21 protein-coding genes are annotated in these 19,446 nt (G+C 41.3%); 3 read left to right on the plus strand and 18 right to left on the minus strand.

Annotated elements, in window-relative coordinates; genetic code table 11:
* Positions 1-12: 12 nt before the first annotated feature.
* From lacD to FQ204_RS03425, 7 genes are all read right to left on the minus strand, one after another.
* Positions 13-1,014: a tagatose-bisphosphate aldolase gene (gene lacD / locus FQ204_RS03395; protein WP_144208653.1), complete on the minus strand. Its 1,002-nt coding sequence runs from the start codon at positions 1,012-1,014 to the stop codon at positions 13-15.
* A gap of 10 nt (positions 1,015-1,024) precedes the next feature.
* A complete protein-coding gene (locus FQ204_RS03400; RefSeq protein WP_144208656.1) occupies positions 1,025-2,194 on the minus strand; it encodes an SIS domain-containing protein in 1,170 nt (389 codons plus the stop codon).
* Positions 2,195-2,361: 167 nt separating this feature from the next.
* Positions 2,362-2,766: a PTS sugar transporter subunit IIA gene (locus FQ204_RS03405; protein WP_144208660.1), complete on the minus strand. Its 405-nt coding sequence runs from the start codon at positions 2,764-2,766 to the stop codon at positions 2,362-2,364.
* 17 nt (positions 2,767-2,783) lie between these two features.
* Complete coding sequence (locus FQ204_RS03410; protein ID WP_144208663.1) at positions 2,784-3,611, minus strand: PTS system mannose/fructose/sorbose family transporter subunit IID; 828 nt, start codon at positions 3,609-3,611, stop codon at positions 2,784-2,786.
* On the minus strand, positions 3,598-4,491 hold the full coding sequence (locus tag FQ204_RS03415) for a PTS mannose/fructose/sorbose/N-acetylgalactosamine transporter subunit IIC (RefSeq protein ID WP_144208665.1): 894 nt from the start codon (positions 4,489-4,491) through the stop codon (positions 3,598-3,600). The genes FQ204_RS03410 and FQ204_RS03415 overlap by 14 nt, the downstream gene beginning before the upstream one ends.
* A gap of 18 nt (positions 4,492-4,509) precedes the next feature.
* On the minus strand, positions 4,510-4,986 hold the full coding sequence (locus tag FQ204_RS03420; RefSeq protein WP_144208668.1) for a PTS system mannose/fructose/N-acetylgalactosamine-transporter subunit IIB: 477 nt from the start codon (positions 4,984-4,986) through the stop codon (positions 4,510-4,512).
* The gene (locus tag FQ204_RS03425; protein ID WP_144208671.1) at positions 4,983-6,770 is read right to left on the minus strand and encodes a glycoside hydrolase family 35 protein; all 1,788 of its coding nucleotides are present in this window, start codon (positions 6,768-6,770) and stop codon (positions 4,983-4,985) included. Before FQ204_RS03425 ends, FQ204_RS03420 begins: the two co-directional genes overlap by 4 nt.
* A 161-nt stretch (positions 6,771-6,931) precedes the next feature.
* Between FQ204_RS03425 and FQ204_RS03430 the strand changes: the two genes are divergently transcribed.
* Positions 6,932-7,648: a GntR family transcriptional regulator gene (locus FQ204_RS03430; protein WP_144208673.1), complete on the plus strand. Its 717-nt coding sequence runs from the start codon at positions 6,932-6,934 to the stop codon at positions 7,646-7,648.
* 169 nt (positions 7,649-7,817) lie between these two features.
* Here FQ204_RS03430 and FQ204_RS03435 read toward each other — a convergent pair whose 3' ends face one another.
* The 5 genes from FQ204_RS03435 to dhaK form a co-directional block, all read right to left on the minus strand.
* Positions 7,818-8,255, minus strand: coding sequence for a bacteriocin transporter (locus FQ204_RS03435; protein WP_144208676.1), 438 nt, complete (start codon positions 8,253-8,255; stop codon positions 7,818-7,820).
* A gap of 99 nt (positions 8,256-8,354) precedes the next feature.
* Positions 8,355-9,068, minus strand: a complete 714-nt coding sequence (locus FQ204_RS03440; RefSeq protein WP_144208679.1) for an MIP/aquaporin family protein — start codon at positions 9,066-9,068, stop codon at positions 8,355-8,357.
* 12 nt (positions 9,069-9,080) lie between these two features.
* The gene (gene dhaM, locus FQ204_RS03445) at positions 9,081-9,455 is read right to left on the minus strand and encodes a dihydroxyacetone kinase phosphoryl donor subunit DhaM (protein ID WP_144208682.1); all 375 of its coding nucleotides are present in this window, start codon (positions 9,453-9,455) and stop codon (positions 9,081-9,083) included.
* Positions 9,452-10,033, minus strand: coding sequence for a dihydroxyacetone kinase subunit DhaL (dhaL, locus tag FQ204_RS03450; protein ID WP_144208685.1), 582 nt, complete (start codon positions 10,031-10,033; stop codon positions 9,452-9,454). Before dhaL ends, dhaM begins: the two co-directional genes overlap by 4 nt.
* A 10-nt stretch (positions 10,034-10,043) precedes the next feature.
* Positions 10,044-11,033 carry a dihydroxyacetone kinase subunit DhaK gene (dhaK, locus tag FQ204_RS03455; RefSeq protein ID WP_144208688.1) on the minus strand — a complete coding sequence of 330 codons (990 nt, stop codon included), beginning with the start codon at positions 11,031-11,033 and terminating at the stop codon, positions 10,044-10,046.
* Positions 11,034-11,189: 156 nt separating this feature from the next.
* Here dhaK and dhaS point away from each other — a divergent pair, with 156 nt between their 5' ends.
* Positions 11,190-11,726, plus strand: coding sequence for a dihydroxyacetone kinase transcriptional activator DhaS (gene dhaS / locus FQ204_RS03460; RefSeq protein ID WP_144208692.1), 537 nt, complete (start codon positions 11,190-11,192; stop codon positions 11,724-11,726).
* 9 nt (positions 11,727-11,735) lie between these two features.
* Positions 11,736-12,722 carry a DhaKLM operon coactivator DhaQ gene (dhaQ, locus tag FQ204_RS03465; RefSeq protein WP_144208695.1) on the plus strand — a complete coding sequence of 329 codons (987 nt, stop codon included), beginning with the start codon at positions 11,736-11,738 and terminating at the stop codon, positions 12,720-12,722.
* A 56-nt stretch (positions 12,723-12,778) separates the two neighbouring features.
* Here the strand turns inward: dhaQ and purB are convergent, their stop codons facing one another.
* The 6 genes from purB to purD all read right to left on the minus strand — a co-directional run bounded on the left by purB (position 12,779) and on the right by purD (position 19,315).
* A complete protein-coding gene (gene purB / locus FQ204_RS03470; RefSeq protein ID WP_144208698.1) occupies positions 12,779-14,074 on the minus strand; it encodes an adenylosuccinate lyase in 1,296 nt (431 codons plus the stop codon).
* Positions 14,075-14,342: 268 nt separating this feature from the next.
* The gene (locus tag FQ204_RS03475; protein WP_144208701.1) at positions 14,343-15,830 is read right to left on the minus strand and encodes a PIN-like domain-containing protein; all 1,488 of its coding nucleotides are present in this window, start codon (positions 15,828-15,830) and stop codon (positions 14,343-14,345) included.
* A 10-nt stretch (positions 15,831-15,840) separates the two neighbouring features.
* Complete coding sequence (gene purK / locus FQ204_RS03480; RefSeq protein WP_144208704.1) at positions 15,841-16,911, minus strand: 5-(carboxyamino)imidazole ribonucleotide synthase; 1,071 nt, start codon at positions 16,909-16,911, stop codon at positions 15,841-15,843.
* Complete coding sequence (gene purE / locus FQ204_RS03485; protein ID WP_144208707.1) at positions 16,898-17,386, minus strand: 5-(carboxyamino)imidazole ribonucleotide mutase; 489 nt, start codon at positions 17,384-17,386, stop codon at positions 16,898-16,900. Before purE ends, purK begins: the two co-directional genes overlap by 14 nt.
* Before the next feature lie 239 nt (positions 17,387-17,625).
* The gene (locus FQ204_RS03490; RefSeq protein ID WP_144208709.1) at positions 17,626-18,060 is read right to left on the minus strand and encodes a DUF523 domain-containing protein; all 435 of its coding nucleotides are present in this window, start codon (positions 18,058-18,060) and stop codon (positions 17,626-17,628) included.
* Positions 18,050-19,315 carry a phosphoribosylamine--glycine ligase gene (purD, locus tag FQ204_RS03495; RefSeq protein ID WP_144208711.1) on the minus strand — a complete coding sequence of 422 codons (1,266 nt, stop codon included), beginning with the start codon at positions 19,313-19,315 and terminating at the stop codon, positions 18,050-18,052. The genes FQ204_RS03490 and purD overlap by 11 nt, the downstream gene beginning before the upstream one ends.
* Positions 19,316-19,446 lie beyond the last annotated feature (131 nt).

Here is a 19,446-nt window from a genome sequence, read left to right on the forward strand (position 1 = left end):
CATGTACCACATTTAAATGTCTAACTTATCTAGCCACGAGACGGCTGTTTCACGTAAAACACGATTCAAGTCTTCAATATTTTGACGCCCCATTTCATCCAACCAAGCTTTAGCTGCATCCGCTCCTTGATCTGCAAAGACCGTAACTGCATCTTTCCAAGTAGCACGACCGCAAAGGACACCGTTAAATTGAGAGCCTGCCTCACGCGCCACTTTCAGCGTTTCTTGGAAAAGTTCTGCGCTAACTCCAGCACTCAGGAAAATAAAGGGCAAATGAGTCGCATCAGACTGCTCTTTAAAGAAAACCTTCGCTTCTGCAAGACTATAAACTGGCTCTACTCCTTCTTTGGCAAAGCCTTCTACAAAATTCATATTGACAGGAACTTCTACTTTCAAAACGTCTACATTGTAGCGTGAATCTGAAAAGAGCTTCATGGCTTCATTGACTTTGTGTGGTTTTACTTTCGCATAATCTGCATCTACTACACTAGCACGCTTCCTATCATAAGTCAAGATTTCAAGGAAGTAAGGAATGTCTTCTGCCACACATTCACTTCCTACACGTTCAACCCATGCTTGTTTGATGTCGTTGATTTCAGGTTTGTCATCTATATCATAGTAAATCAAAACTTTGACTGCGTCAGCGCCTAACTCTTTAATGCGTTTAGCTGACCAATTTGGTAGCAAGTCTGGCAGGCGTCCTTCTGTCGTTGCATCATAGCCTGTTTTTTCATAAGCAACAATAAGACCGCACTCTGGTGCACGTAATTTGGTAGCAGGTACACCGAATTCTGGATCCAAAAGGATAGAAGTTGCATACGGAGTCAACTGACTGGAAATCAATTGTTTAAATTCAATGAGCGCTTCATCTCCTGACACAACATGTGCGCCACTTGCCAGCATTTTTTTCAGTGAACCTCGCTGGTCAATCGCCAAAGCTCCAATAATGCCATTTTCATCTGAAAGATTCTTTAAGTGTGCTAATTTTTCGTGACTAATCCTTAATTTTTCCATGGGTTCCTTCCTATTCTTTGTCAAATGAGTGAATGATGACGCCTTGTACGACACGGTTGACAGTGCCTGTCGGAGACGGTGTATCTGGACGATTGTTCACCTTGAGGGCTGTCAACAAGGCAAATAATTGACCATAAACAATATAAGGGAATACGCGATAAACATCATCTGCTAGCTGTTGACTAGAAAGAATGACTTGTTCAACATTTTCCAAATCTTCTTTTCGTTCTGTCAACAGAATCACCTTACGAGCAATCTCATCTCCAGCAACTTCTCGTACTAAGTCAAGGTCGTATAATTTGGTATAGGTATCTGTCGAACCAAACACCACAACGACCGTTTCTTCATTTACTAACGATTTTGGACCGTGGCGAAAACCGACAGGGCTTTCATACATGGTCGCCACTTGTCCTGCGGTCAATTCCAAAATTTTCAGCTGGGCTTCATGTGCCAAGCCGAAGAAAGGACCTGCTCCCAGATAAATGACACGGTTGTAATCCAAGGAAACCATCTTTTGAATGGCTTCCGCTGAGTCTAACATCTCTTGGCTCAAGGCTATCAAAGCAGAAATTTTCTCTTCTTTTGCAGCTAAATCTGCTTTGTCAAAGACGAGCAAGGCCGTCAACATCATGGATGTAAAACTCGAAGTCATAGCAAAGCCAGCATCATTTGACGGTGCAGGTTGGAGCAAGAGCAAATTGCGTTCATCACCGTGTGCTTGCTGGGCTAATTTCCCTTCTGCTGCACATGTGATTGTGATTTGGTAAAGTTCCTCAACCAAGTCTTTTGCCAAGTCAACTGCCGCAACACTCTCTGGTGAATTGCCGCTACGGGCAAAGGAAACCAAAATAGTCGGTACTTTCTTGTGCAGATAAGCAAGCGGATTAGCAACAATATCTGTCGTCGCAATGGCATTAAAGTTCCACTTGCGTTCATCGTAAATCTTTCTGAAATAAGGGAGAAGTGTCTCCCCGACATAGGCTGAAGTTCCAGCGCCTGTCAAAATAATCTTAATATAATCATGCTTTTCACCAATCCCATTTAGAAAAGCTGCAATCTCATCAGCCTGTGCTTTATAATTTTCAAAAGCTGTCTGCCAAACTTGTGGCTGTTGATAGATTTCCCGTGTGGTGATTTCCGCACCTAATTCAATCAAGTCTTCCTTTGTATAATCTAGCATGGTTCTCCTTTCTGCTTTGCAATGCTAACTAAAAGAAAGGGAGTGGGAAAATGATGATTTCAAAGAAATCCATTCTCTTGCCCCAGCCCCCTTAGTTATGCAGATTGCTCATTGGAGCAATTCAAGCAAGGACGTGTTTTTTCAGCTACTATTAGCTGGACACTCCTTTATTCATCTTCGTCATCGTTCATTTCTGCTAAAATATCATTGACTTTCACAATGTATTTGTTCGCTTTTTCGATATATTTTGCTTCAACGCCAGTCAGGGCAGAATTGATAAATTCAATCACCATTGGCATATTCATCCCTGCATAAAGTTCAATTTGGAGTCCTTCCAAAATCAGACGACTAACGACATTGCAGGGTGTTCCACCAAGCAGGTCGGCAAAAACGATGTAATCATCTAAATCTTTTACAGTCGCTAAAAATTTAGCAGTAAAGTCGTCTATTCCTTCTTCTGGAAGCAGGGAAACTGTATGAATGAAGTCCAGTGGCCCCATAATCATTTCGGTGCTTTTCTTCAATTCTTCACAAAAGTGACCGTGACTGACCAATACAAGTTGTTTTGTCATTTATAGAGAAGCTCCTTTTAGACACCTAAGATTGGTGTATGAGTAAAGTGTGAAAGTGCAGAAACACCAATTGCAATAATAATCACGATAAAGATTGCTTTTGTTGAATTCATACCTTTCTTACCAAGCAGCCAATAAACAAAACCTGTAAACAATGCTGGAACCAAACGTGGGAAGATTTTATCCAATGTTTCTTGAAGATTGAAGGTTACACCACCAAAGCTTTGTGCATACGTAAATTTAAAGTTAATCATCGTAGCAATCAAGGCAGCCACCATGAAAACACCAAGAACTGTTGCAGCATCTGTGATGGCAGACAATTTATCCTGCATGGTTGTCACGAGCTTAACCCCTTCTTTATGGGCAAATTCTAACTGTTTCCAACGGAAGACGTTGATAGCGATTGTCACAGCTATCCAAAGGAAAATTCCAAGAGGATTGCCTTCAACAGCGAGTCCAGCAGCTAGACCACCCATAATAGCAGGAATGGTAGAACCAAAAATCGCATCACCAATCGCCGCAAATGGACCCATTAAACCAGTTTTAATCCCTGTAACGGTATCTTTAGATTCAACTCCTTCATTTTCTTCAAGTGCTAGGTCAATCCCTGTTACTAAAGTGTGGAAGAAGTTAGATGTGTTGAAGAATTGCGTATGTGTCCGCATCATTTCTTTTAATTCTGGCGTACCGTCTCCATATATCTTGCGCAATTGCGGCAAAATCATATAAAGATAGCCTGAGGCTTGCATACGCTCGTAGTTCCAACCCCATTGGAAAGTAAAGAGACTACGACGGTTGATTTGGTTAAAATCTTCTTTTGTTAATTTGTAATTAGAGTTCGTCATCGTCAATTTCCCCACTTTCTGATTGTTCTGCAGCAACAGTCACCACTTGTTTGTTAGTTGCATTTTTATAGTTGACTGTTGCCAAGGCAAAGCCAATAATCGCAATCCCAATCATTGGTAGGCCTTCAAATTTTGCACCACCAAGAGCTGTAGCGATTTGTTTGACAGCTCCTGAAGCAGCTGCCAATGTTGAAATATAGTCAAAAACAACTTTCAACATAGCTGTAATGGCAAAACCTAAACCAAGGTAATGGAGATTTTTCTTGACTGGAAGGTAACGAAGCAAAATTGCAAAACCGACACCAGGAAGCATTTTACCTGCAAGAATCAATCCGTCTGCGATCCATTGTGCATTATTTGCAAGCCAGTCTGAGAAAGCTTTTACAGCGTCTCCACCGAGCCACAAAGCCAGAAATACTGGAAGGGCACGTGAAAGTCCCCATGGAATGGCACCTAGTAAGTAATTACGTTCAATGCCTTTGTAATCAAATTTTTCAACCGCTGCATCAATACGATGTGCAAAGTAAGTCGTAGAGAAACGTCCAAGAACGTCTGTATAAACCAGCAAAGCTGCTACTGGAACGGCAATAGCTGAAATAGCGAGTTCTGATTTCATACCTGTTGCCACAGAGAATGCTGTTGCAAGAACCGCACCAGACGTTGCATCAATCCGAGAGGCACCACCAAATGTACCAACCCCAAGTACAACGAGCTGGAGACTACCACCAATAAATAGACCAGTCTTTAAGTCTCCCATGACCAGACCAGTGATAAAACCTGCAAAAACAGGTGAACCTGCTGATGTGTTAATCGTCAACTCATCCAAAATTTGATACGCTGAATACAGCGTCAGTAAGAGAATTTGCCACCATTGTATCATAACAATGACCTCCTAAATTTATTTCAATAATTTCATAAAGTCTTCAACTGGGTCGTTTGGAACCATTTGAGCCGTTAGAGTCACACCTTTTTCATGCAACTTGTTAAATACTGCCACGTCTTCATCTACCACGTTAATTGAGCGTGTGATAGAACGCGTTTCAGGTGTCTGCGACATATTACCCACATTGAGCGTTTCAATTGGCACGCCTGCTTCCACTAATTTCAAAAAGCGGTCTGGCTTTCTCGCAACAATGAGCAGGCGTTGGCTATCATATTTGCCGGCTAGAATATTTTCTGCCGCTTTTACAACTGGTAAAACACTCAATTTCACACCAGCTGGTGTCGCCAATTTCAAGCCGCTTTTTTCAATAGCATTTTCTGCTACTTCATCATCTACGACCATGATACGTGAGATATTTAATTTTGTAGTCCAAAGATTGGCTACTTGCCCATGGATCAAACGTCCATCAATCCGATTCCCTACAATTGTCATAATTTTGCCCCCTTTATTGTTTTAAATGTAGGTTTGTGAACTAAATGAATGAATTCGCTGTATTTCCCTTCAGTTTCAAAAATAATAATACGATTTTTTCCGATAGTTAAGAGACTATGTGGAATATACAGCGATAAGGTCGGTCCGACATCCCAGAAGCGACCGATGTTGACACCATTGACAAAGACGATTCCTTTGCCAAAGTGGGTCAAATCCAGATAAGTATCTTTAAGCGCTTTCAATTCAATATCAAACGCATAGAAAGCTGGCTGATTGCCATGCCATTCTTTCGTAAAATCAATTTTTTCTGGATTTTTCAACTCTAATGGATACTGTTTCCAATGGAGCATAAAATGAAGATCTTTGCAGACTCCTGTTCGGATACCTTTATGCTGGCTTTCTGCCAAAAGTTTATGTCCGTAGTTGACACGCCCCATATTCTCCATTAAAATATCCAGCCGATGTGTTGACTGTTTCTTCTGCGAAACAAAGATGTCTTCACCAATTTCTGTCTGGTATTGAGTTGTGATACGGTTTCCATCTACAAAAAGTTGCATCCGATCACGCCCATCGATGACACGAATCCGTTCCTCGTCCGCATCCCATTCCGCTTCTGTACGATAGAGCAGATAGCCAACATTTCGTCCCAGCTCCTCCATGTTCATAGGGTACAGACTCTCAATTGGCTGCGCTACATCTTCTAAGGTTTCAAATAAACTAACTTTCTCGCTGAGCGGAATATCCTTTAACTCAAACGATTCTTTTACCAAAGGTTCCATTTGTGGATACTCTGGATAATATTTTTTTAACATTCGCTGAATAGCAAAGTATTTAGGTGTTGGGTTTCCTTGTTCATCGAGGAGAGCTTCATAATCATAAGATGTCACTTGTGGCAGGTCAATGTTTCCTCGCGCTGAACAGCCATTCATGAAACCAAAATTGGTTCCCCCGTGAAACATATAAAGATTGATACTGCCTTGTTGCAAAACTTCGTGAACCGCTTCCGCCAACTCTTCTGGATCTCGCGTGACAATTGGCTCCTTCCAACGATTGAACCAACCGTCCCAAAACTCCATACACATGAGTGGCCACTTCTTGCCATGCTCATCAAAGAATTCCTGCATCTGCGCGAAATTTTCTTTTGCTTTGGAGCCAAAGTTCCCCGTTACAAATACATTATCCTCAATAAGCGTTCCTGCCCGTAAGGTGCCTCGCCAGGGTCCGTCTGATGTAAAGAGTGGACACGTCACACCTCGCTCTAGCATCATATCTCGAACAGCTCTCAAGTATTCCTTATCTTCGCCATACGAGCCATATTCATTTTCTACTTGCATCATGAGGATATTGCCGCCATTTTCCAAAAGATGTGGGACTACGCGCGGAAGCAATTCATCAAAATAGCTAGCAACTGCGGCAAGATAAACTGGGTCAGAAGAACGAATTCTCATATCTTCTTCTAAAAGCCAAGCCGGCAAACCACCAAATTCCCATTCTGCACAGATATAAGGCGACGGACGAAGAATAACATATAAGCCCAAATCCTGTGCAATTTGAAGAAATTTCTCCAAATCCAAGATCCCCCCAAAGCAAAACTGCCCTTTCTGAGGTTCATGGACGTTCCAGGGAATGTAGGTTTCCACCGTATTAAAACCCAGAGTTTTCAAATTATAAAGCGAATGATACCAATCATCTGGCTGAATCCGAAAATAATGAATGGCACCAGACAATATTTTAAAAGGCTGTTGATTCAGATAAAATTCTTCTTTAATCTCAAATCTTGCCAAACCATTTCCTTCTTTCACATAATAATTTTTTATAATCGGTTACATGGGTTAATATAATATATTTTGCATGAAATGTCAATAGTTTTTTTAAAATTTAACCATTTTCTTAAAATTTATGGTAAAATTCTTTATGAGAGGGAAGTGAAAGAGAGGTGAACAACATGGCAATCCCTAAGTACCAATATATAAAAGATGAACTCAAAAGCAAAATTATCTCAGGTCAATTTGAAAATGGAGATAAATTTTATACAGAAGCTGAACTAATCACAATGTACGATGTCAGTTCTATTACCGTTGTCAGAGCTCTAAACGAGCTAGCAAAAGATGGGTACATTATCCGCCAACAAGGAAAAGGAACATTTGTGTCACGCGCCCGCAAACACAAACTCGTTGAATTTTCTGATGTTGAGATATTTCCTACTCAAAATGATCACGTGACCGTTTTATCGATCGAACGCGGAAATGATTTAAAATTTCTTGACAAGTTAGATTTAAAAGGACATCAATTTTACTATAAAATCGAAAGACTCCGTAAAGCGAAAGATACTCCTTATATCTATCATCAATCTTATATTCCAGAGCAATATATCAATGCCAATTATCCAAATCTTGAATATTACAGCTCTATCTACAACCGCTTCAAACAAGACTATCATATCCACATGAATGATGAGCACTTTGAAGAAAACAATGAAATAAACTTCCCGACACCAGAAGCTGTTGCAACATTACTGGACATTGACACAAACTTCCCAACGGTCTTCCAAGTAAAAACAACACAGTTAGAAAGCACGGGGCAAATTTTAGAGTATAGCGAAGCCTACAAACGCGGCGATTTCTTTAAAATCAAGTTTGTGTCACGCAGTGGAAATCACTAATTATTTTTACGAAAAGAACATCTGAATGTCAGTTGTTCTTTTTTTATATCTTGACATCATTATAACCTATCTAGACCAATTTGAAAAGAATTTTGCTTTGTTTTTTATTTGTCAACTTTTTTATCATTGTTATGAAAAAAATAAGATGTGCTGTCATCTTGTTTTTCTCTTATTTATTAAAATCCTCAATTTCTTTAGTAGTCATATTTGCCTTGATTTGCAGTACTTTTTCTTCTGTAAAACCAGTAAATTTCCCAAAATAAGGAACAAATTTGATCTTATATGCCTCACGAAAAGCAACTAACTCTGGTGTCTTTTTCTCACTATCTAAATAATAAAAAGATTTTGTTTTGGCTCGTTGCAGTTGTTTCACAAATCGCCTACAGTGTGGACAAGTTCCTCGCCCAATGTAGAGATAAAAATTTTCACTCTGAGCCTGCTTTTCTTTGAGTTCAGGCACAGTTATCTGATGAAATTTCGCTACAATAGTTTGATACTCTTTTTGTTCATCTATTCGCTCAGCTGGATCTAGCAAAACTGAATGACAAACAACTATTCCAAAGATCAAAAACACTCCAAGTAATTTCAGCCAATGCTTCTTTGTCATTTCTATCCTCACTATTCTATATAGCTATTATAAAAAATTCAGACAAGAAGCACAAGAAGAGACAGCAAAAGTAGGCCGAAACCTACTTTTTGACTGCTTTTAAATGATACCCAAAATCATATTGTATAGCAAAGCCCCTACAACACCACCAACGATTGGTCCTAGAACTGGGATCCAAGCATAGGACCAGTCAGAATCTCCTTTATTTGCGATTGGTAAAATAGCATGCATGATACGCGGTCCCAAATCCCGTGCAGGATTGATCGCATAGCCTGTCGTTGGTCCAAGCGAGAAACCGACTGCAAAAATAACCGTTCCTACGATGATTGGACCCAAACCAGCAGCAACTTTATTCAGTCCAATTGCCATAATCGTGATGACGAGAACAGCTGTTCCCAATACTTCACCTAAAAAGTTGGAAGCTGTATGACGAATGGCTGGTTCAGTTGAAAAGCTAGCTAAAATCAAGCCTGAATCTTTCGTTTCAGCCCAATGTGGGTAGTAATGAAGCCATAGAACAAAAGCTGCAGCCATTGCACCCAGCATTTGTGCAATAATGAAAGGAAAGACTTGTCCCCAACTAATCGCTCCAATAGAAGCCATTGCGAATGTGACCGCTGGATTCAAGTGAGCTGGACTGAAAAATCCGGACACATAAACCGCTACTGTACAAGCAATCCCCCAGCCTAAAACGATAGAAACCCAGCCGGTTCCTTCCTCCTTCGTCTTGCTCAAAACATTCCCAGCAACAACTCCGTCACCAAGCAATACTAGGATAAAGGTTCCTAAAAATTCACCGAGATACTGAATCATAATCAACCTCCTTTATTTCTTAATTTCCAATTCTTTCAATTGTTCTTGGATGCTTGCCAAATCTGCACCAGCTTGCAAGAGAGCAGCTGCAGTATAAGCCCCTTCAACAATGGGAACATTGTTGATGATGATGTCCTTATCTGAAAAATCTGCTACTAGCTCCAGATTCATGCGAGCCGATCCAAGATCAAAGAACGCTAAAATCTTCTCCGCTTTGTTGGCTTCCACAATCGTTTGGACTTGTTCAAAACTCGTACCAATACCACCGTCTTCTGTCCCACCTACATAGGTCAGCAAGACATCTTTGGCGACTTCTGAAATCAAATCCACAACGCCTTGAGCGATCCATTTTGAATGAGAAACGATGACAATCCCAACCTCTGTCATGCCAGTCCCTCCGCTTCTAGCAAGGCTTCAAAAAGCAAGCCTGACGAATACGAACCTGGGTCAATATGTCCGATAGAACGCTCTCCGACATAAGAAGCCCGACCTTTCGTTGCTTTCATATCTTTGGTTGCTTCAACTAAAGTATGAATGTTTTCTTTGGTTAATTCTCCTTTTTGAAGTGCTTCTACCACACCAGACCAGACATCTACCATGGTTTTTTCGCCCGAAACAGCCTTACCACGCTTTTGAATCATGTCAAGTCCTGCTTGAACAGCATCTGCCAAGCTAGCAGCTTCTTTTTCAGCCTTCATTATTCCCATGAAAGCTGAGCCGTAAAGAGGTCCAGAAGCCCCACCGACCTTGCTGAGCAATTGCATCGAGACAACTTGAAAGACTTCTGCTGAATTGGCAAAATCTTTTCCTTCCAGATTTTCAACAACAGCTGCCATGCCACGCGCCATATTTCCTCCGTGGTCCCCGTCACCAATGGGTGTGTCTAACTCTGACAGGTAGTCTTTGTTGGCTTGAATTTTTTTATTAAAGAGAAGCATCCATTTCTTTGTTAATGCTACATCCATATTGTACCTCCTACCAAGCAATCGTTGCAACAGGACTGTTCAAAGCTTCTAGCCAGTCTTCACGTTCCAATTTGATAAAGGTCAGAGAAATGCCTGCCATGTCAATAGATGTCATGTAGTTTCCTAATTTCTTGTAAACAACTTCCAAACCTGCTGCTGCAAGGATTCCAGCCACATCGTTGGCAAAGACGTACTGCTCCATGAGCGGTGTTGCCCCCATACCATTGATAAGGATTCCGATTTTATCTCCTGCCTTGAGTTCAAAAGAGTCTTTCAATTTTGCCGCTAATTCTTGTGCCAAGTCTTTAGACGGCTGCATTTGTTCTTTGCGATAGCCGGGCTCTCCATGAATGCCGATTCCAAATTCAATTTCATCATCAGCAAGCACAAAGCCGGGTTTTCCTACTTCAGGAACGGTTGCCCCACTGAGAGCCAGCCCAACCGTATGAATCTGAGGAACCAACTCGTCAGCTAACGCCTTGATTTCACTCAGTGATTTTCCAGCACGCGCAGCATTTCCCAAAATCTTATGAACCAAAATGGTACCAGCAACTCCACGACGACCTTGCGTGTAAAGGCTGTCTTCAACGGCAATATCGTCATCGACAACAACACTTGCCACCTCAATTCCTTCCATTTCTGCCATATCCTGCGCCATTTCAAAGTTCATGATGTCGCCAGAATAATTCTTGATAACCATGAACACACCTGCGCCCTCGTCTGCTTCTTTGATTGCCTGCAAGACTTGGTCAGGAGTTGGGGAAGTAAAGACCGCTCCGCAAATCGCAGCTGACAACATACCGTCGCCCACATAGCCAGCATGAGCGGGCTCATGACCGCTACCGCCACCTGAAATAATCGCTACCTTGCCAGATTTTTCGCTATTTCGAGCAATGATGTCAAATCCTTCTACACGATGCACCAAATCACTGTGGATATAAGCCAGACCGTCTAGCATTTCGTCCACAACAGCTGTTGGTTGATTGATAATTTTTTTCATGAGTTTCTCCTTTGCTTTATTTTTCTTATTTTTATTGTAGAATTCTTTGCTCCATTTTGGAACGGACAAAATCAAAAATCTGTCCCTCTTTTTAGTTTTCCTATTGCAGCATTCATGATAAACTAAGAATAGAACTAAAAAGACTGAGGAGGGAAGATGGCAACATCCTTAATCACGAAAAAAAGGATTGCCAAATCCTTTAAAAAATTACTGACCGAACAAGCTTTTGAAAAAATCTCTGTTCGGCAAATTATGGAAGACGCCGGTATTCGCAGGCAAACGTTTTACAATCATTTTCTGGATAAGTACGAATTATTAGAATGGATTTTTCAGACGGAGTTGCGAGAGCAAGTCACAGATAATCTGGAATATATCTCTGGCTATCAGCTGCTGCAAGAATTGCTGCACTATTTTAGCGTCAATAAGAGTTTTTATGCACAATTATTTGATATTGTTGATCAAAATGACTTTTCTTCTTATTTTCAAACCTACTGTCAACAGCTTGTAGCCAAACTCGTCAGAGAATATCATTCCCGCCCTTTCCATTCTGAAATGGAGTATCATTTTTTCATTCATTATCACAGTCAAGCGCTTGCAAATGCCATCAAACATCTGCTGGATTTATCTGAGCAAGATTACCAGCAACAGGCGCAACTCTTGACACGACTAATCAAAACAGCTATAGAAAATTAAGGCAAGTATATGGTTCACATTATCAATTCAATTCATTCAAGCATTCAGCAAAATATCAATGCAATTACTCGCATGTATCCTCACCTTTCACAGCTGAAACAACTGCCCGTCCTTTATCATAATCAGCACGATTCTTCTATCGTACCCATTATTTCAGGTGGTGGCAGCGGCCATGAACCCGCTCATTTTGGCTATGTGGGCGATGGTATGTTAACCGCTGCTATTAGTGGCCCCATTTTTGTGCCGCCCTGTGCGGAGCATATTTTAGAAACCATTCGTTTTCTGCATCAAGGAAAAGGCGTTTTTGTCATTATTAAAAACTTCGATGCCGATATTAAAGAATTTTCCCAAGCTATTTATCAAGCACGCAAAGAAGGAATTCCAGTCAAATACATCATTTCTCATGATGATATTTCAGTCGAAAAAAGTAACTTCCAAATCCGTCACCGTGGAGTTGCAGGAACAATTCTTTTACATAAAATTCTCGGGCAAGCTGCCAAAGAAGGAGCCAGTCTGGATGAGTTGGAAAAGCTCGCTCTTTCTCTGTCCACCTCCATTGCGACACTAGGAGTCGCAACAAAATCTGCCACCTTGCCAAGCAAGCAGTTACCTATCTTTGATTTGCCCCAAGGTCAAATTTCCTACGGAATTGGAATCCACGGAGAACCTGGTTATCGGATGGTTCCGTTTGAATCTTCCGAGCTACTCGCTGTGGAGCTCGTCAACAAAATCAAAATGAAATTCAAGTGGCAAGAAGGGCAAGAATTTATTCTCCTCATCAATAACTTAGGTGGCACTTCAAAATTGGAAGAACTTGTTTTCACAGATGACATTCTTCAACTGTTGGATATAGAAGGCTTGAAACTGCCCTTTGTCAAAACAGGTCACCTCATCACAAGCCTAGATATGGCAGGACTTTCTGTTACCCTCTGCCGTGTTTCCGACAGTTACTGGCTAAAAGCCTTAGAAACCCCAACCAATGCTTTTGCTTGGTGAGAGAGCAAAAATCCAGTAAAATCAAACTTGATTTTACTGGATTTTTTAGTTTTGTTTTAATCCAAACCTATACGGTGGAAAATATCATCCACCCGTTTGGTGTAGTAAACTGGGTCAAAAATGTCGTCAATTTCCTCTGGTGTTAAACGAGAGGTCACAGCTTCATCAGCTTCTAGTAGCGGACGAAAATCTGTTTGATTGTCCCAAGAATAAGCCGTCTTTGGCTGTACCAAGTCATAAGCCTCTTCACGTGTCATGCCTTTTTCAATCAGACTCAGCATAACGCGTTGACTATAAATAAGACCAAAGGTTGAGTTCATATTACGGCGCATATTTTCAGGGAAAACAGTCAGATTCTTAACGATATTGCCAAAGCGATTGAGCATGTAGTCAATCAGAATAGTCGTATCAGGTGTGATGATACGCTCCGCTGAAGAATGCGAGATATCACGTTCATGCCAGAGTGACACGTTTTCATAAGCTGTCACCATGTGACCGCGAATGACACGCGCCAGACCGGTCATATTTTCAGAACCAATCGGGTTGCGTTTGTGAGGCATAGCAGAGCTGCCTTTTTGTCCCTTGGCAAAGAACTCTTCCACTTCACGCTGTTCGGATTTTTGCAGACCGCGGATTTCGGTCGCCATGCGTTCAATTGACGTAGCAATGCTAGCAAGTACCGCAAAATACTCAGCGTGCAGGTCACGTGGCAGGACTTGCGTTGAAATTTCTTGCGCACGGATGCCTAACTTATCACAAACATATTTCTCCACAAATGGTGGAATGTTGGCAAAGTTTCCAACTGCACCTGAAATTTTCCCTGCTTCCACACCAGCGGCAGCATGTTCAAAACGCTCGATATTCCGCTTCATTTCACTGTACCAAGTCGCGAGCTTCAGACCGAAAGTCGTTGGTTCAGCATGAACTCCATGGGTGCGCCCCATCATGATGGTAAACTTGTGCTCACGCGCCTTATCGGCTACGATGTTAAGGAAATAATCCAAATCTTTGCGAATAATGTCGTTTGCTTGCTTGTAGAGATAACCATAGGCTGTGTCCACCACATCAGTAGACGTCAAGCCATAGTGAACCCACTTGCGCTCTTCGCCAAGCGTTTCAGACACTGCACGGGTAAAGGCCACCACATCGTGGCGAGTCTCCTGCTCAATCTCCAAAATGCGGTCAATATCAAAGTCTGCATTAGCACGGATTTTAGCCACATCTTCCTTAGGAATCTCACCCAGCTCAGCCCAAGCCTCATCAGCTAAAATTTCCACCTCAAGCCAAGCACGGTACTTGTTTTCCTCACTCCAAATGTTCGCCATCTCAGGGCGTGAATAACGTTCGATCATGTTATGATACAGAGGGCGTCTAAAAAACAAGAGAAAAATAGGAGACTGATGCTGTGTGCTTGCACACTAGGAAGTCTATCTTTTTTCCGATGCTTTTAGCCCGAGTTCAAATGCTTGAACTTGCCCTCTTCTCCTTTCTATTTCTTAAAATTATGGTATCAAATTTGTAGGAATGGGTCTAGATGTTCCCGAGCTTTCCGCCCGAGTTCAAATCAGCCAACTAGATGCCTGTTTCCTTTCCGCAAAAAATATTTGTAATTATTCGTTACTAATAGTAATCATAGTCATCTTCATCGAAAAAGCTATCCTCCCATGAGCTTTCATTGATATCTCGATTATCTTCAATAATTTCAATTTGCGGTTCTCCTTCATCCTTAATAGAAGGATAAAAGTCTTCACCAAATTCAACTTCTATTTCTCGTTCAATTTTTACTAACAGTTCACCTGAAGCACTGATATTACTTGCTGGAGATGTTATTGCCTCCCTAGTGTCATCATCTCGTCCCCAATATTCAAAGTATTCATATTCAAGATTGCAGTCAAATGTAGCTAGGTATTCAATATGATATGAATACTCGTCTATTGTATTCAATCTGATTTCATCAATAGAAAGCAAATTAACGGCGTTATCAATTTCGTCAAATTCATACGCATGGTCTGGTTTTAATCCATTACTCTGAATCACTTCAATCTCTCTCTCTAAAAATCTAATAAAATCTAATGCTTCATCTTCAATAGTTTCTTTCAAAGATTTATATTTAATTTCAGAAAGAGTTGAGCTACCAAACTTAGTCTTTAGCTGTTCATTAAATTCATATAAGAAATCAGATAATTTTAGTTTTTTTATCTTCTTCCCTACTATATCATTAAATTCTAACAAAATCTCATATCTAGGTCTCTTGGGATCTGTCTTCTTCTTTTTCTTATTTGATTCTTGATCTACTAATATTTCATTCCAATCCTCTTTAGTATCATCTGAAACAAAAATAACTGGACTAGACTTAGATTTAGCATATTCTAATATTTGTTTCCAAATTATTAAATCTCCATATATTTGAAAACTTTGTTTTTCTTCTTCATCCATATAACCTGGTGGAACAGAGGCTGAATATCTTAATTCTCCCTCTCTCATTATTTCTAGCATTTCAGAAAATGAATAACTATCGCCTATTTCAAAATGAGTCTCAATAAAATTTTTAAGGTCATCTTGTTCAATTTGTTCGGTTATTTCAGCAATACGTTCATCTTTTTCAGTCTTAAGTCTATTTTCAAAATCACTAAAAATTTTAGAATTCTCCAAACCAGTAAGATTCAAAGTAAAATTATTGACCTCTTTTTTGAATTCTTCAATAAACGTAGATGAAAAATACGGATGGGTCTGTCTGTTTCCAAACTGTTGTTCAAAGTTCTTAATTGCATTTTCAGTTTCAATTCTCATCTTTTTTAATTTTTCTTGCTGATAAATTATCTTTGCAAAGAATCCAATACTTTCTTTCCCATTAAAAACATTTTGATAGCCTATTTTTTGCTTTTTTATTATGACTTCACGGTTTTTATCATATTCAAACTTAACATGATTGGGTAAAAATATTTTACCATTAAAATGATAATTGCACTTTTCAAGAATTTCAATCGCTGAGTCTGTACTGTAAAAATATAATTCTAACAGCGATGATGTATCAAAAATAAGAATGGCATTATGATACATCTCATCATCATCTGTTTTATATAATTCATTTATTTCGTTCCAATTCATTACATCTCCTCTAAAACTCAAGAACTTCATCTGGCTCATCACTAAACACCGTCACATGTCCCATCTTACGATTGTGTTTGGCTTCTTCTTTGCCATAGAGGTGAAGATGGGCGCTAGGGTGTTCTGCAACGTACTGTGCAGCTTGTTCCATGTGCTGGCCAAGGACATTGAGCATGACGGCTGGGGCATGAAGGGTCACTTCTGGCAGAGGCTGACCCAAAATACCCAAGATATGAGTATCAAACTGTGAGAAATCACAGGCTTCGATAGAATAATGCCCTGAATTATGCGGGCGCGGTGCGATTTCATTGACCAAAATCTGGCTACCAGCCACAAACATCTCTATACATAGTGTACCAGAAAGTTGGACTTCTGTGGCAATTTTTCTTGCTATTTGCAGAGCCTTATCCGCTAAATCTTGGGAAATCCGCGCGGGGGCAATCGTTTTAGAAAGGATGTTATTGCGGTGGATATTTTCCTGAACAGGGAAAAGGGTTAAATCCGTGCCATTTCCAGACACAATGACCGATATTTCCATAGTGAAGGGGACGAAATCCTCCAACACGCAAAGAGTCTTGTCTGCCAAATCACGCGCAGTCGCTAAACTCTCCTCATCTCTAATGACGACTTGACCGTGACCGTCATAGCCGCCCGTTGCTGTTTTCAGGACACGCTTGACAGAGAAATCATAATTTCCCAAGTCTGTAGACGAGCAAATAACGCGATAAGGAGCCAAATCCACGCCAGTGCTTGAGAGAAACTCTTTCTCGTGTACTCGGTTTTGAGAGATACGTAGCAGCCTCGTTCCTTGTGGCAAATCTGCCAAATCAGCAACCGCATCTAAGCTGTCTGCATCCACATTTTCAAATTCATAAGTCAGGACATCACAGCGCTCAGCCAATTGACGAAGAGCCGCCACATCATCATAAGGAGCAACGATAACCTCACTGACACGAGCAGCTGGACAATTAGCAGCTAGATCTAGCGTAATGACCTTGTGCCCTCGATAAATTGCAGCAATCGCCATCATTTGCCCTAATTGACCACCACCGATAATTCCAATCGTTTTAGTTGAGTTCATTGCTAGACTCCTCAGCAATCTTTCCTTGTTTTTCTGCAAAATCAGCCAGTGCTTGGGCAATTTTGGCATCTTCAACAGACAGCAAGCGCAAAGCAAAGAGCGCTGCATTGGTTGCGCCTGCTTCACCGATAGCCATCGTTGCCACAGGCACACCGCCAGGCATTTGCACGATAGAGTAGAGCGAGTCCACTCCGCTTAAAGCACGAGATTTGACAGGCACACCGATAACCGGCAACGTTGTTTTAGCCGCTACCATACCCGGCAGGTGAGCTGCACCGCCCGCTCCCGCAATGATAACCTTGATACCACGTGCGCGTGCTTCCTCAGCATATCGGAACATAAGGTCTGGTGTTCGGTGAGCTGAGACCACCTTCTTTTCATAAGCAACACCGAAGTCCTCCAGAACTTGGGCTGCTTTTTTCATCGTTTCCCAGTCGGATTTAGAACCCATGATAATAGAAATAATTGGTTGCATAATTTCTCCTTTTTTTCAAGCCTGCCTTAGACCGTAAGATTGTCGTAAGCTTTCTTGCGTGTGATATTACACTTTTCTTCTCATCTTTTCTTAAAAGACAAGGAAAAGCTAACATCCCATCTAAAAAATCTTCTTGACTAGGTTTGTAGACCTTTGAGCTACAAACTTTCCTAAAATACCACAGCGATAGCAGACATAGTTTCATAACGACCTTTGGTCGCTTGAGCTAACGTTATACTTTATTTAATTATATCTTCAGCATCAATAACTCTGTAGCCTCGTTTCTTTAATGCTTGCGCAAAAAGACCACTGCCCTCTATTTTTCGACCAGTAAAATGACCATCGTAAATCTGATTGACACCACAAGATGGACTTCGGGACTGAAGAATAGCAAAGTCAATCTTTTTTTCAGCTAAGCTAGACAATGTGCGATCGATTCCTACTTGAAATTCTTTATCATAGAAATTCCCATTGACATCACATGGTCTCCCTTTTAAAATCTCTACTGGCTCTCTCGGAACTGGTAAGCCTCCCGCAACTTCTGGGCACACTGCTAAGACATCTTTATCCGCAACAAAGTCAATAACAGCTTGATTATAATTGTTGCCTCCATTGTACTTGCAATTTTCTCCAAGCAAACAGGCACTAACCAGTATACACTTTTTATTTTTCAAGAGCCTTGCTCCCAATATCGGTTCTGTAAAACAGTCCAGTCGTGTCTTGTTTGTCGAGTTGAGCGTAAATTTTTTCTTGCGCAGCCTGGACGCTGTCGGCTGTGGTGACCAGCATATAGACCCGTCCGCCATTGGACAGCAGATCTTTGCCATTTTCATCAAACTTAGCCCCTGCATAGTAAGTCATCATGTCGCCTTGAGTCTTTTCTGGCAGGATTACACCTTTTTCGTAGGCAAGTGGGTAACCTTCAGAAGCCACCACGACACCCAATGTCACACCGCTATCCGTCCAAGTCATATCAGGCTCCTTGCCTTCCAAAATATCCGTGATGTTCTGCGCCAAGTCAGAAGTCAGGCGTGGCAGAATAACCTGCGTCTCTGGATCACCAAAGCGAGCATTGAACTCAATGACCTTGGGACCGTCCGTAGTCAGAATCAACCCAGCATAAAGAACACCGATATAAGGTCGTCCTTCTGCTATCATGCCCTCCAGCACTGGCTTGATAATGGTATCAACCGCAGTTTCAACCACGCTTGCTGGCAGATGTGGCACGGGCGCATAAGCACCCATACCACCTGTGTTTGGACCCTTGTCACCGTCATAAGCCCGCTTGTGGTCCTGAGCCGTTGGCATGATATAGAACTTGTCACCATTAACAAAGGCAAAGAGAGAGAATTCCTCTCCAGTCAGAAATTCCTCAATCACCACACGCGCACCAGAATCGCCGAATTTATTGTCCAAAAGCATTTCATGGGCTGCTTCGACCGCTTCTTCCACCGTTTCAGCGACTACCACGCCTTTACCCAAAGCCAAGCCGTCCGCCTTCACCACGATTGGAGCGCCCTCTTTTTCGATATAGGATTTAGCTTTTTCAAAGTCTGAGAAAGTTTCGTAGCGTGCTGTCGGCACACCGTATTTTTTCATGATTGATTTGGCAAAATCCTTGGACCATTCCAGCTCAGCAGCTAGCCAAGTCGGACCAAAAGTCTTGAGTCCAGCCTGATTAAAATCATCAACAATTCCAGCCGCTAGCGCATCATCAGGACCAATGAAAGTCCAAGCAACATCATTTGCTTTAGCAAAGTCAATCAGCGCTGCATGCTCAGAAATCCCAATCGGAACCAACTTAAGATCGTCGAAGGTCATCCCGTCATTTCCGGGAGCCACAAAGACCTGCTCCACCTGCGGCGACTCCAACAATTTCTTAGCAATCGCATGCTCGCGACCACCCGAACCAACAACTAAAAGTTTCATGATTGTCCTCTTTACGAATTATTTATATCAATTATACCACAAATGTTCGTTTATACTTTTATTTATCGTAAAATATTTTGATAATAACGAAATCCCAGTATCATTTCTAATTTTTCAATTCAGTTTTCGAT

Origin of the sequence: Streptococcus constellatus (assembly GCF_902167705.1) — a bacterium.
GTDB classification, from domain to species: domain Bacteria; phylum Bacillota; class Bacilli; order Lactobacillales; family Streptococcaceae; genus Streptococcus; species Streptococcus constellatus_A.